This window comes from Caulobacter sp. P1_B12_2, from assembly GCF_056406675.1.
The window spans coordinates 1-13,849 of the sequence record NZ_JBFTZS010000107.1; the positions used below are offsets into that span (position 1 = coordinate 1).

A 13,849-nucleotide genomic window follows, 5' to 3' on the forward strand; every position below is an offset into this window, starting at 1 on the left:
CAATAATCTCGGTGTTGGTGATGTTGGTGTGGGCACGCTGAATATTCTAAACGGGGGCACAGTCAGCAGCGTTCTCAGCGCCCTTGGCGGCTTCGCTGGCGGGACCGGTACGGTAACTATCGATGGCGCGGGCTCGACCTGGACCAATAGCAGCGACATCCTTGTCGGCAACGGCGGAACTGGGACCTTGRCTGTTTCCAATGGCGGCGGCGTAACGAGCGCCAGCGSCGTGATCAGCGAGCAGGTGGGCTCGACCGGCGCTGTGACCGTCGWTGGCATAGGCTCGACCTGGAGCAACAGCACCACCCTCTTTGTSGGGCGCAACGGCACGGGCACGCTGAACATCCAGAACGGCGGCAAGGTAAGTAACAGCTCTGGATCGATAGCCTCCAACGCCGGGACTATTGGCAATGTGACTGTGACAGGCGCTGGTTCGACCTGGATCAACAGCAATAATCTCGGTGTTGGTGAYGTTGGTGTGGGCACGCTGAATATTCTAAACGGGGGCACAGTCAGCAGCGTTCTCAGCGCCCTTGGCGGCTTCGCTGGCGGGACCGGTACGGTAACTATCGATGGTGCGGGCTCGACCTGGACCAATAGCAGCGACATCCTTGTCGGCAACGGCGGAACTGGCGTCCTGACGGTTTCAAACGGCGGCTCTATCAGCAACGTGCACGCTAACGTCGGTAGCGGCGCTGGATCCACCGGCGCCGTTATCGTCGATGGCGCGGGCTCAATCTGGAACAACACCGCTGGCCTGAACATCGGCGCCAGCGGCGGGGGCACGTTGAAGGTTCTCAACGGCGGCAAGGTCATCGATACGACGAGCAAGATCGGCTTCAACGCGGGCTCCACGGGCGCGGTGACGGTCGCCGACGCGGGCTCGAAATGGGTCAATATCGGCGACATCCTCGTGGGGCAATCGGGCGCCGGGGCCTTGACGGTGTCGGGCGGCGGCTTCGTCAGCGCGGTGAACACCTCGATCGGCGACGGCGTCGATGGCGTCGGCGTCGCGACCTTGACGGGGCCCGGATCGATCTGGACCCACACCGACAGCTTCATGGTCGGCTCGCACGGCCAGGGCACGCTGGCCATCCTGAACGGCGGCGCGCTCAGCGACGTGGCGGCCGAGCTGGGAACCTATGCCGGCGGCCAGGGAACGGCGAGCGTCGATGGCGCCGGCTCGACCTGGACCAACAGCGCCGGCTTCTATGTCGGCGACAATGGCACGGGCGTGCTGAACGTGTCGAACGGCGGCGCCGTCAAGGGCACGGTGGGGCAGTTGGGCGTCAACGCCGGCTCTTCCGGCACGGCCACCATCTCGGGCGCCGGGTCGGCCTGGCTCAGCAGCAACAACCTCACGGTCGGCGACAAGGGCGCTGGCGCGGTGACGATCCAGTCGGGCGGCAAGGTCGGCGACCAGCAGGCCTTCCTGGGCAATGACGCGAGCGGCCACGGCGACATGACCGTCACCGGCGCGGGATCGACCTGGTCCAGCACTGGCGGGATCGCCGTGGGCGGCGCCGGCGAAGGAGTCTTGAAGATCCTCGATGGCGGCGCTGCGATCAATGCCACGGCCTACGTTGGCTTTCTCTCGACCGGTTCGGGCAATGTCACAGTCGATGGCGTAGGATCGAACTGGGTTTCGAGCTTCGTGTCCGTCGGCTATGAGGGCTCTGGCGAACTGACGGTATCCAATGGCGCCACGGCTTCGACGCTGACCGGGCTCGGCATCGCTAACAGCGCCGGTTCCAAGGGAATCGTCAATATCGGCGGGGCGAGCGGATCCCCGGCGCTGGCCGCCGGCACGATCAGCGGCAAGATCGCTTTCGGAAACGGCACGGGCGTGCTGAACTTCAATCATACCGATCCGCACTATGTCCTCGCATCGAATGTCTCCGGCTCGGGGACGATCAACCACCTGGCGGGCGTCACCACGCTGACGGGCGTGAGCGGCGGGTTTGGCGGGTCCACCATTGTCTCGGGCGGCAAACTGCTGGTTGACGGAACGCTCGGCGGATCGATGGCGGTATTTCCTGGCGGGACGCTGGGCGGCGCGGGCACGCTGACCGGCCTCACCACGGTGGGTAGCGGCGGAACGCTGCTGGGCGTCCAGGGCCAGACCCTGACGTTGAGCTCTCTGGTCTTGGCCAGCGGCTCGCGCATTGACGCGACGCTCGGCGCGCCCGGCGGCGCGGGCCTCTTCAATGTGATGGGCAATCTTGTGCTGGATGGCGAGGTCGGCGTCACGAACATCGGCGGCTTCGGTGCCGGCGTTTATCGCCTGATCGACTATACAGGAACCCTGACTGACAACGTGCTGGACGTCGGAGCCCTGCCGAACGGCATCACCAGCGTGGTACAGACCTCGATCAGCCATCAGGTCAATCTGGTGATGTCCGGCGCGGTGATCCAGGGACCCGCCCCCGACATCCAGTTCTGGAACGGCGTCACCACGACCGCCAACGGCACCGTCAATGGCGGCCCCGGTGTCTGGACCGACGGGGTGCTGACCAACTGGACCGACGCCAACGGCGCGCGCAACGACGCCTGGGGTGGCAAGTTCGCGGTGTTCCAGAACAATCCCGGCTCAGTGACAATCGACGCTGTGGCGGCGGTGTCGATCACGGGCCTGCAGTTCATCGGCCAAGGCTGGACGGTGACGGGCGATCCGATCACGCTAGCCGGCGACAATGGCGCGACCGTGATCCGCGTGGGCGACGGCTCCGCCGCGAGCGCCAGCGACGTGGCGACGATCGGCTCGGTGCTGAACGGGTCGAGCCGCCTGGTCAAGGACGACCTGGGCACGCTGGTTCTCAGCGGCGCCAACACCTACAGCGGCGGCACGACCATCAAGGGCGGCACGCTGCAAATCGGCGACGGCGGCGCTTCGGGCTCCGTCCAGGGCGATGTGGTCAACGATGGCGTTCTGGCCTTCAATCGTAGCGATGCAACGACTGTCGCAAGTGCAATTTCCGGCGCCGGAGCCGTTCAGGTTCAAACCGGGGCGGTCACCTTGACCTCGGACAACAGCTATACCGGTCTGACCACCATTCGCGGCGGCGCGACGCTGCGCTTAGGCAATGGGGGCGCCACCGGCGCGATCAGCGGCGACGTGGCCAATACCGGTCTGCTTGAGTTTGACCGCTCGAACGACTTCAGCTTCGCGGGCAAAATATCGGGCAATGGCGCGCTGGCGCAGATCGGTTCTGGCCGGACCATCCTGACCGGCGACAGCAGCGGGTTCGCGGGCAGCGCCACGGTCACGGACGGAACGCTGATCGTCAACGGCAAGCTGGGTGGGACCTTGGCGGTGCAGACCGCTGGACGTCTCCAGGGCGTCGGCACGGTCGGCGATTTGTCGGTCGCGGGCACGGTCGCGCCGGGTAACTCGATCGGAACGTTGAACGTCAACGGATCGATCACGTTCGCGGCGGGCTCGATCTACGAGGTCGAAGCCAACGCTGCCGGCCAATCCGACAAGATCCTCGCCTCGGGCGCGGCGACCATCGGCGGCGGCACGGTAAAGGTGCTGGCGGGAGCCGGCGTCTACGATCCGAGCACGACCTACACCATCCTCACGGCAGCCGGGGGCCGTAGCGGCGCCTTCACGAACGTCACCTCGAACCTGGCCTTCCTCGATCCATCCCTTAGCTACGATGCGCAAAGTGTCTATCTGAAGCTCACGCGCAACGACATCGACTTCGCCGCTGCGGGCGCGACGCCCAACCAGATCGCCACCGGCGGCGCCGTCGAGCACCTCGGCTGGGGCAATCTGGCCTACAACGCCGTGCTGAACCTCTCCAAACCGCAGGCAAGCGAAGCGTTCGACCAACTGTCCGGCGAAATCCATGCTTCGCTCAAGGGCTCGCTGATCGAGGAAAGCCGCTTTGTCCGTGAGGCGACACTGAAGCGCCTGCTGCCCGCCCAAGACGGTCGCGAGCCGGCTGGTGTTTGGGGCCAGGGGTTCGGCGCATGGGGACGGATGGACGGCGACGGCAACGCCGCGACGCTCAAGCATTCGGTGAGCGGTTTCCTGATGGGGGCCGACGCCCCGGTGCTTACCAATTGGCGGGCCGGCCTGGTCGGCGGCTTCAGCCGAGCCAGCGCCCACCTTCCCGCCCGCCATTCTTCGGCGGAGAGCCAGACCTATCATCTTGGCGCCTACGGCGGCGGACAATGGGGCGGCCTGTCCCTCCGTTCGGGCCTAGCCTATTCCTGGCACAACATCACGGTCGGGCGTTCGGTCGAGCTACCGGGCTTCACCAGTGTGTTTTCCAGCCGCTACGACGCACACACGGCGCAAGCCTTCGCCGAGGTCGGCTACGGCTTCCACGCCGGGAAGGCGACCCTGGAGCCCTTCGCCAACGTCGCCCATGTGCGGCTTCACACCGACGGCTTCTCTGAACGGGGTGTTGAAGCCGCGCTGCAAGCCACCGGCGACACTTCGGCCGTTACCTTCACGAACCTTGGCTGGCGCGTTGCGGCGCCCGTGACCCTCGGCAAGGTCACGGCGCGCTTCAAGGGGACGCTGGGCTGGCGCCACGCCTTCGATGACGTGGACCCGTCGCGCTTCACCCTGCCGGGCGGCGACACCTTCGAAATCTCCGGGGTCCCTCTGGCGAAGAATGCGGTCATCGTCGCGCCAAGCGTCGATTTCGACCTTTGGCCGGACGCCACCCTCGGCGTCTCCTACGGTGGGCAGTTTGGCTCAGCATCGTCGGAACAGACACTCCGCGCGAATTTCTTGGTCAGGTTCTGACGGTCGGCAGACCATTCGGAACGCCACTTCTCCCAAGAGCCGTTTGCTGTTCGCGTGGCCGCTGCGGAGCGCCTGCCCTTCGGGCAGGCAACTCGCATCCTTGGGCTCTCATGCATGGGGGCTCGGCGAGTGTGCACGCGCGATCAGCTTCGTCAGGGAGATATCGTTCGTCCGCCCGGCCTCCCCCGACCGCGCGCAGGACGAGCGGCGACGCCACGGGGCGCTCCCTCGTCCTGTGGCGTCGCCGATGATGATGACCAGAGGATGAGAAGGACTGTACTTTGCAACGGCGCTCCGCGTCGCTTCTTCAACCGAAGGAACAAGCCTTGCCCGAACATCGCGTCCTCATCGCCCGAGCCTTCCAGATTGTCGGCTTGGGAACAGCGCTGCCCTCGGCGGTGATGGCGCTGACGATGGGCGTTGCGGCGTTCATGGTCGCAACCCCGCCTGCGGCGCGGAAGCCAGATTACATCAGTGTGACGACCTATGGACTGGTCGGTTTGCTCACGAACGCGATGAGCGGCGCGGGCGAAGTCCTGTCGTTCCTCAACGGTCTTGCTGTCTGGGCCTTCGGTCTCATTGCGGCGTTGGCCCTGGTGGCGGCTCTGTTCGGTGGTTTGCTGTTCCGGGTAGGTCAGGGTTTGGACGGTTCAGCATTGTGGGCACGGCTTCTCGCGGGAGCCATGATGGTGGCCCTATCGCTGGTCAGCCTTCCCGCCTTTTTTGTTTTTAGAGGGGCAGGTCGCCTCGCATGCCTCGCCGCGTTGGCCGTATCCATTTACGGGCTTTGGGTCCTATCCGTAAGATATTCAAAATAACGTAACCATCCTACCACTCGCCGCTTGTCGCTAATATTTTACCCCTCGAAGTTATGGCTGCCACCGATGCTACCCAGGTGAATGAACATGTTGATCTTACCGGAGCGTCTGGGGCGGTTTACCGCTTCAGGCTCGTGGAGGACCCAGCCCAACTGCCATCGACGGGAGGCAACTTCGTCTATGTTCGCCGGACGGGCGCGGTGTTCCAGGTCATGTGCTGTTCGGCCGTCAACAGTTTGGTAGAGGCCAGCCAGGCTTGGGACGATGCTGTACGGTCATACGGCGTCCAGAGCCTCTATATCCGCCTGAACGTGGCGCGCGCGACCCGCGCTGAAGAGCACCGCGACCTCATCGCTCGACTGCGGCCGCCAATGCAAGCGCGAGATGAATGAATTGGGCCACTGTGGCTTGTGGCAGCAAGCCATCAAGTACGCGTTGGGCGTCGGCGCGCCAGTGGACGAGGGGAGCACGGCGCCAAGCCGAGCTTTGCCAGTGCGGTTTCGCGCTAACGCCTCGCGCTCGGCCAAAGCTTAGCGGGCGGCGGCGCATTTTTCATGGAGATCGGCTCGGTCGAAGACATCGCTGGGGTCTACCCCCAGATGGAGTGAAACTCGCTAGCGCCGGGCCATACCAGTCATCAAGCTGTCGGGACCTCCCAAGGCGCATCCAATTCAACGACCCCGCCGCCAATCGTTGTCATGAGTTCGTTCACACGCGCCCGCACGGCGGCTTGCAGCGGCACGGAATCGATGAAGCCTGGGCCGTCCGGAACCTTGACGCGGACGCGCTCGGGGTCATCGTCGGTCAATGGCGAATAGACGAAGCCAAGCCCGGCCTGCGGCAATGCCACACCGACCACGGCAATGCCCCTGAGCGATCCATTCACAACGTTGTAGCTCCAGGCTGTCGCGCCCGCCCGCTGCGCTCTGTGCTGTGCGGCGGTGATGCCGGCGCCCATGTTGATGGTGTCCCAGGCCATCGACATCGCCTGGCCTTGATAGACGTGTCCATAGGGCGAACCGAGAAGACTTATGGGGAAACCGCCAACGGCGTCGTTGACCTGTGCTCCCCCATCCGAAAACAGTTTGAAGAACGCGCTGCTGAACTGGCCTTCGGCGGCCTGAATGCCCCATTCGGGGTGTTCGTGCCCTTTGTGGTTTGGTTCGTCCGCCAAAACCTCCCGAACCACGGCGGCGTCGCCGACAAAGCAATTGTCCAAGTCGCCGGATATGCCACGCGCGGTGATCTTGTGCAGGTGCGGCTCGCCGTCCTTGTGGAACGCCAGAATGAACTCGACGTCGGCTCCCGAGTTCGTGCTGGCCTGAACCAGAACCTCGGCGGCTTTCGAAACGTCTCCGGTCGAAAGAAGCCGGCTGCGAGCGCGGCGGATGGCGTCCAGTGCCGGATCGGCGTGGCCAGCATAGGCGACGGAGACGTGAGGGCTAAGGATGACGCCCTTGAGCCGTCCAGGAAAGGCGTCGGCCCTGCCCGCCGCGCTGTCAGAAATCATCGTGTCGGTGAGGAGGCTGATGCGCCTGCCGAACTTGCGGCCAATCCCGATCGTCATCGTTGCCCTGTCGTCGGCGAGCTGCTGAGGAGGCCTAGAAGGCAGAGGCGTCCGTCTTCGCTCGGCGGTACTTCGGCGCCTTCACGGTAAGGCTTAGCGGCTCGCCTAGATCGGTTGTTTGCAGCGTGACCTTGTAGCCCGCCGACGTGGTCAGCTTCTGTTCGTTGAGGTCGCTGAACCGTTCGCTTGGCTTGTTGTGCAGATACATCGTCGCCATCCGATGCCGCTGCTTCTCGTAGAGGATGACCTGGCGCTCTTGCTCGGTCACTTCAGCTTGTTGCAGCAGCGCCGGGCGTAGTGCCCGCACCAGCGGCTCCGGGTCCATCACGAAGCCAAGCCGTTCGAGCGTGATCAACAGGTACGCGAAGTCGGCCGCCGACAGGGCGGGATAGCTAGTGACTTCGCCGTCTGATTTTCGAGGCTGCTTGTAGACGTAGCGGACGGGCAGACCGAGCGTCGCGGCGAGGTCGCGGTACTTAACGTCGCGGATCAGGTCGAGACGCGGATCCATGTAGGATGGGAGGTCTTCGATGTCCGTCCCATACGCCCAGCCTGTGGCGGTTATCCTGTCTACGAAGCTTTGCACTTTCAACGGATAGCTCCGTTCCGGCGCGGGCTCACTCAGGCCACTCCACACGGCTTTGATCAGGGATTTGTCAGCGGCAATCGTCATGGCTCTGCTCCGAGTAACGGTGAGGATCAGCCGGCCAACCTTGCCGTCACGACGTGTCGCGATTCGAATCTCAGAGAGCGAGGACAACACCCTAGCCACGCCCTGGAAAGGCGGCCGTATTGCCGCGTGCGGATTTGGCGCCGCAACCGATCGCCAGCCGCCCCTCGCAACGGCCGCCGACAATCGGCAGAGCGCCCAGTCGCGGGTCCACACAGACAAGGTATGTCGGTTCAGGGAAGCGCCCGACCCAGCGACATACCCTCGCTTGAGGCCGGTGATGAGCTTGGCTTCAGAAGGTTGGCAGCGACCACGCTCCAACCTTTATCAGAGAGGTAGAAGCCCTTGTTTGCCCGCAGAGGTGTTTGCTGCTTGGGATCGAACAGATGAAGGGGCTCAACTTCTGAAAGCGCGTACTTCGCGCTTTCCAGCGAGCTTGAGCTCGTTCGGAGCGACGCATCTGCACGATCCAGCAATGCCGGAAAGGGTGGAACCTGACCCATTCTGGGGGGATATCTGGGGATCAAAGATCCCTGATTTCGCTAAGTGTATGAAAGGAATGGTGGATGCTGCAGGGATTGAACCTGCGACCCCCTCGGTGTGAACGAGGTGCTCTCCCGCTGAGCTAAGCATCCGCCGTGTCGGTGAAGTCCGAAGACCTCGCCGCGAGAGGGACGGGCCTATAGCCCGGTCGTTCGGGGACCGCAAGAGGTCAAAAGCCGGATGCAGGCCGAAGGTACGTCCGAGAACGCATCTATCAACAGATCTCCGCCCAGGGTCTCGACCGGGTCCTCGGTATAGCCAAACGTCACCAGCAGGGTGGGGACGTCGGCGCCCTTGGCGGCCAGGGCGTCGTTGATGCTGTCGCCGACCATCACCGCGCGGGCCGGATCGCCGCCGACCGCCGCGATGGTCGCCAGCACGTGGCGCGGATCGGGCTTGGGGGCGGGGGCGCTGTCGGCGCCGACCACGGCGTCGAAATACTGGGTCAGGTCCAGGGCGTCGAGCAGGGCGACCGACAGGTGGGTCAGCTTGTTGGTGCAGACCGCCAGCTTGGCGCCGGCCGCGCGCAAGGCGACCAGGGCCTCGACCACGCCGGGGAAGGGAGCGCTCTCGTGGGCGATGCGGCCCAGATAGAGGGCGATGAAACGCTCGACCAGGGCGGGGGCGTTGCTTGCGTCCAGCGGCGCGCCGGCGGCGGCGAAGCCGCGCTCCAGCAGGGCCTTGGCGCCGCGCCCGACCATCTTGCGCACGTCGTCGAACGGCAGGGGCGGCAGGCCCTCTTCACCCAGGATGATGTTCAGCGAGGCCACCAGGTCCGGGGCGGTGTCGACCAGGGTGCCGTCGAGGTCGAAGGCGATCGTCGCGCCGTTCAGGACGTCGTTCGGGATGGGGGCCGCGAGAATGTCGTTCTGGGCATGCATGGCTCTGGCCTTTCGGCTAAACGCGCGGCTAATGCAACTTTGGTCCGTGCTTCGGGAGTCGCTTCGTCCATGACCAATTCGGTTTCTTCGCCGGCTGGCCCCAATTCGAGTCGGGCGCGCGCCGCCGTCATATTGGCCGCCGGCCAGGGCACGCGGATGAAATCGCCGACCCCCAAGGTGCTGCACAGGATCGGCGGCCGGACGCTGCTGGACCACGCCATCGACACCGCCGAGACCCTGAACTGCGAGCGCATCGTCGTGGTGGTCGGCGCCCACAGCCCGCAGGTCGGCGAGCATGTCCGCAAGCGGCTGGGCGAGCGCGCCACCGTGCTGCAGGACCCGCCCCAGGGCACCGGCCACGCCGTCCTGGTCGCCCGTGACGCCCTGGCCGACTTCGACGGCGACGTGGTCGTCACCTTCGCCGACTGCCCGCTGCTGACCGCTTCGGTGATCGAGCCGCTGTTCGACCTCCGCGCCAAGGGCGCCGACGTGGCGGTGCTGGGCTTCGAGGCGGCCAACCCCGGCGCCTATGGCCGGCTGATCCTGGCGCCTGKCCACGTGCTGCTGCGGATCGTCGAACTGAAGGATGCTGACGACACCGTTAGACAGGTCAAGCACTGCAATTCCGGCGTCCTGGCCGCCGACCGCGTTACGTTGTTCGACCTGCTGGCCCAGGTCGGCAACGACAACGCCGCCGGCGAATACTACCTGACCGACGTGGTCGGCCTGGCCCATGACCGCGAACTGTCGACCCGCGCCGCCTTCGCGCCCGAAAGCGCCGTGCAGGGCGTCAATTCCCAGGCCGAGCTGGCCGCCGCCGAGGCGGTGTGGCAGGCGGCCCGCCGCAACGCCTTCCTGGTCGAGGGCGTGACCATGCCCGCGCCGTCCACGGTGCACCTGTCGTGGGACACCAAGCTGGCGGCCGGCGTCACGGTCGAGCAGTTCGTGGTCTTCGGCCCGGGCGTCAGCGTCGCGAGCGGCGCGGTGATCAAGGCCTTCAGCCACCTGGAAGGCGCGGTCGTGGGCGAGGGCGCCTTGATCGGCCCCTATGCCCGCCTGCGGCCCGGCGCGGACATCGGTCCGGACGCCCACATCGGCAACTTCGTCGAGGTCAAGAAGGTCAAGGTCGGGGCCGGCGCCAAGGCCAACCACCTGTCGTATCTCGGCGACGGCACGGTTGGCCCAAAAGCCAATATCGGGGCCGGGACGATCTTCTGTAACTACGACGGCTTCGACAAGTTCGAGACCCATGTCGGTGCGAACGCCTTCATCGGCTCCAACACCGCCCTGGTCGCCCCCGTGCGGGTCGGCGACGGGGCGATGACCGGCTCGGGCTCGGTGATCACCCAGGACGTCGAGGATGGGGCCCTGGCCCTGAGCCGGACGCCGCAGAGCGACAAGCCGGGCTGGGCCGCCAAGTTCCGCGCCATGAAGGCCGCCAAGAAGGCCAGGAAGGACAGCAAATGAGCGCCGACGATCAGAAGCGGATTTCGGGCGAAGCGGCCGCCGAGCTGGTGGAAGCCGGCATGGTGGTGGGCCTGGGCACGGGCTCGACCGCCGCCTGGTTCGTGAAAGCCCTGGCCGCGCGCAAGCTGGACATCCGGGGCGTGCCGACCTCCGAGGCCACCGCCAACCTGGCCCGCGAGCTGGGCATCCCGCTGGCGGCCCTGGACGACGTGAAGAGCATCGACCTGACCGTCGACGGCGCCGACGAGGTCGGCCCGGGCCTGTCGCTGATCAAGGGCGGCGGCGCGGCCCTGCTGCGCGAGAAGCTGGTCTGGGAAGCGTCCAAGCGTTGCGTGGTCATCGCCGACGCGGCCAAGCACGTCACCGCCCTGGGCAAGTTCCCACTGCCGATCGAGGTGGTCCGGTTCGGCCACGTCCACACCGGCCAGCGTCTGGCCGACATCGCCGCCGAGTTCGAACTGCTGCCGCCGCGCCTGCGGATGGCCGACCGGGGCGTCGTGGTCACCGACGGCGGCAACGTGATCTACGACATGCCGTCGGGCGTGATCGCCGAGCCCGCCGCCCTGGCCGCCGCCCTGAAGACCGTGACCGGCGTCGTCGACCACGGCCTGTTCCTGGATCTGGCCGACGAAGCCCTGCTGGGAACCGACCAAGGGGTGGTTAAGCTGGTCCCCTAGGCCCATATCCTCCGTCTTCCGATCGCGCGGCGTCACCGCGCGATGCCTGGCGGCGATGAGCGGCGCCAAGGTCGCCGTGGCCGAGGAATACCGGGTCGGCGGCACCTGCGTGATCCGCGGCTGCGTTCCCAAGAAGTTCATGGTCTACGCCAGCGAGGTCACCAGCCAGCTGAAGACCGCCAAGGGCTATGGCTGGACGATCGGCGAGGCCAGCTTCGACTGGAAGGGCTTCCTGCACGACAAGGACGTCGAGATCGCCCGCCTGTCGGGGATCTATGTCACCAACCTGCAGAAGGCCGGCGCGCACCTGCTGCACGGCCGGGCCCAGATCGTCGATGCGCACACCGTCGAGGTCCTGCCCAAGGAAGGCTCCAAGGACGCGGGGCGCTACACCGCCCGCAAGGTTCTGATCGCCACCGGCGGCCGGCCCTGGAAGCCGGACTTCCCGGGTGCGGAATTCGGCATTACCTCGGACCAGGCCTTCCATCTGCCGACCTTGCCCAAGCGGGTCATGGTGGTCGGCGGCGGCTATATCGCCGTGGAGTTCGCCAGCATCTTCAACGGCCTGGGCGTGCAGACCACGCTGCTCTATCGCGGGGCCAACATCCTGCGCGGCTTCGACGACGACGTGCGGATGCACCTGGCCGAAGAGCTGGAGAAGCGCGGCATTAAGGTGGTGCTGGGCTGCGCGCACAAGAGCATCGAGAAGACCGGCGACGGCCTGCTCAGCACGCTCAGCAACGACCTGACCTTCGAGACCGACGCGGTGATGTTCGCCACCGGCCGCGACCCCTATGTCGAGGGGCTGGGCCTGGAGAAGGTGGGCGTGAAGCTCAATGACCGCGGCGCGATCGTGGTCGACGAGCACTCCAAGAYGACGGCCGAGAACATCTGGGCCGTCGGCGACGTCACCGACCGGATCAACCTGACGCCCGTGGCGATCCGCGAGGGCGCGGCCTTCGCCCAGACCGAGTTCTACGAAAACCCCACGACCTTCGACCACGACATGGTCGCCTCGGCGGTGTTCTCGCAGCCGCCGGTCGGGACCGTGGGCATGACCGAGGCCGAGGCCCGCCACAAGTTCGGCAAGGTCGACGTCTATCGCGCCGTGTTCCGCCCGATGAAAAGTGTGTTCTACGGTGGTCAGGACCGCTGCCTGATGAAGCTGGTGGTCAAGCAGGACGACCAGCGCGTGGTCGGGGTCCACGTCGTGGGGCCGGACTCGCCGGAAATCATCCAGATGGCGGCCATCGCGGTGAAGATGGGCGTGACCAAGCCGCAGTGGGACTCCACCTGCGCGGTCCACCCGACCCTGGCCGAAGAGCTTGTGACCATGCGCGAAAAGTACATGCCGTCTGAGATGGGAACCGTATGACCACGACCTCCTCGATCGAGCCGAACGTCCCAGGCGACGTCCTGGCGCGCCGTACGCCCTGGCTGAACGGCGTGGCGATCTTCGTCGCGGTCATGACGCCGCTGCTGGCCTATCTGGCGCCGCTGGGTTTCGCGCCGCTGCTGGCCCTGGCCGGCCTCCTGGCGCTTCCGGGCCTGCGGCTGACGCGCGCCGCCGCGCCGCCGTTGCTGATCCTGGTGGCCCTGGCCCTGTGGGCGGCGGTCAGCATGACCTGGACCCCCGTGCCGATCGACCCCTCCAAGCTCAAGGGCTATGGCGACATCGAGACCCTGACCGCCCTGAAGCTGTTCCTGCAACTGGCGACCTATGGCGCGGCCGTGGTGGCGCTGCGAGGCCTGTCCGACCTGGGCGGGCGGCGTGCGGCGATGGTGCTGGCCTATGGCATGGTGGCGCTGGCCGTCGTGGCCGCGGCGGACTCGCTGACCGGAGCCGCGATCTACCAGAAACTGCATGCCTTGACCGGTGAAGCGATCCGGCCCGACCTGGCGATGGTCAAGGTCTCGCTGTCGACCTACGTCCTGGCGCTGATGTTCTGGCCGGTGACGCTGATCCTGGTGCGCCTTTCGCGTTCCGGCCTGATCTGGGTGTTGGCGGCGGGAACCATCGTCACCTCGGTGATCTGCAGCTCGGACGCCTGTCTCGTCGCCCTGGCGACGGGAGGCGTGGTCTGGCTGTTGGTTTACGCCTTCCGCACAACGGCGGCCAAGGTGCTGGTCGGGCTGGTGGCCGCGCCGTTCGTGCTGGCGCCCCTGGCCGTTCTGGTCGGGGTCGAGACCGGCGTCATCGGGTGGCTGCACAAGCTGGTTCCGGCCTCGTGGGACCAGCGATTGAACATCTGGACCTTCGCCGCCGACCACGTTCAGAGCCACCCGTTCCGGGGCTGGGGCCTGGACGCCAGCCGCACCTTCGGCCTCGCCATCCCGCTGCACACCCACAATGCGCAGCTGCAGCTGTGGCTGGAGCTGGGCGGGATCGGCGCGGCCCTGGCGGGCGTGTTCTTCTGCTGGCTGGCCTATGGCGTCGTGCGCCTGAGCCAGCGGTCGCGGACCG

9 protein-coding genes and 1 tRNA gene are annotated in these 13,849 nt (G+C 66.1%); 6 read left to right on the forward strand and 4 right to left on the reverse strand.

Annotation, left to right across the window (positions count from 1 at the left end):
• Window positions 1-28 precede the first annotated feature (28 nt).
• Both AC1DZ6_RS08865 and AC1DZ6_RS08870 read left to right on the forward strand, forming a co-directional pair.
• On the forward strand, window positions 29-4,762 hold the full coding sequence (locus tag AC1DZ6_RS08865) for an autotransporter domain-containing protein (RefSeq protein ID WP_477096826.1): 4,734 nt from the start codon (window positions 29-31) through the stop codon (window positions 4,760-4,762).
• Window positions 4,763-5,088: 326 nt separating this feature from the next.
• Complete coding sequence (locus AC1DZ6_RS08870; protein WP_477096827.1) at window positions 5,089-5,580, forward strand: hypothetical protein; 492 nt, start codon at window positions 5,089-5,091, stop codon at window positions 5,578-5,580.
• 637 nt (window positions 5,581-6,217) lie between these two features.
• Here AC1DZ6_RS08870 and AC1DZ6_RS08875 read toward each other — a convergent pair.
• From AC1DZ6_RS08875 to gph, 4 genes are all read right to left on the reverse strand, one after another.
• Window positions 6,218-7,147, reverse strand: coding sequence for a hypothetical protein (locus tag AC1DZ6_RS08875; protein WP_477096828.1), 930 nt, complete (start codon window positions 7,145-7,147; stop codon window positions 6,218-6,220).
• 34 nt (window positions 7,148-7,181) lie between these two features.
• Window positions 7,182-7,820: a hypothetical protein gene (locus AC1DZ6_RS08880; RefSeq protein ID WP_477096829.1), complete on the reverse strand. Its 639-nt coding sequence runs from the start codon at window positions 7,818-7,820 to the stop codon at window positions 7,182-7,184.
• Window positions 7,821-8,377: 557 nt separating this feature from the next.
• Window positions 8,378-8,452, reverse strand: a tRNA-Val gene (locus AC1DZ6_RS08885).
• A 45-nt stretch (window positions 8,453-8,497) separates the two neighbouring features.
• A complete protein-coding gene (gph, locus tag AC1DZ6_RS08890; protein WP_477096830.1) occupies window positions 8,498-9,241 on the reverse strand; it encodes a phosphoglycolate phosphatase in 744 nt (247 codons plus the stop codon).
• A 69-nt stretch (window positions 9,242-9,310) separates the two neighbouring features.
• Between gph and glmU the strand changes: the two genes are divergently transcribed.
• The 4 genes from glmU to AC1DZ6_RS08910 all read left to right on the forward strand — a co-directional run.
• The gene (gene glmU / locus AC1DZ6_RS08895; RefSeq protein ID WP_477096831.1) at window positions 9,311-10,708 is read left to right on the forward strand and encodes a bifunctional UDP-N-acetylglucosamine diphosphorylase/glucosamine-1-phosphate N-acetyltransferase GlmU; all 1,398 of its coding nucleotides are present in this window, start codon (window positions 9,311-9,313) and stop codon (window positions 10,706-10,708) included.
• On the forward strand, window positions 10,705-11,385 hold the full coding sequence (rpiA, locus tag AC1DZ6_RS08900) for a ribose-5-phosphate isomerase RpiA (RefSeq protein ID WP_477096832.1): 681 nt from the start codon (window positions 10,705-10,707) through the stop codon (window positions 11,383-11,385). Before glmU ends, rpiA begins: the two co-directional genes overlap by 4 nt.
• Window positions 11,386-11,389: 4 nt before the next feature.
• Window positions 11,390-12,760: a glutathione-disulfide reductase gene (gene gor, locus AC1DZ6_RS08905; RefSeq protein WP_477096834.1), complete on the forward strand. Its 1,371-nt coding sequence runs from the start codon at window positions 11,390-11,392 to the stop codon at window positions 12,758-12,760.
• A partial coding sequence (locus AC1DZ6_RS08910; RefSeq protein WP_477096833.1) for an O-antigen ligase family protein occupies window positions 12,757-13,849 on the forward strand: 1,093 nt, incomplete at its 3' end. The genes gor and AC1DZ6_RS08910, both read left to right, overlap by 4 nt.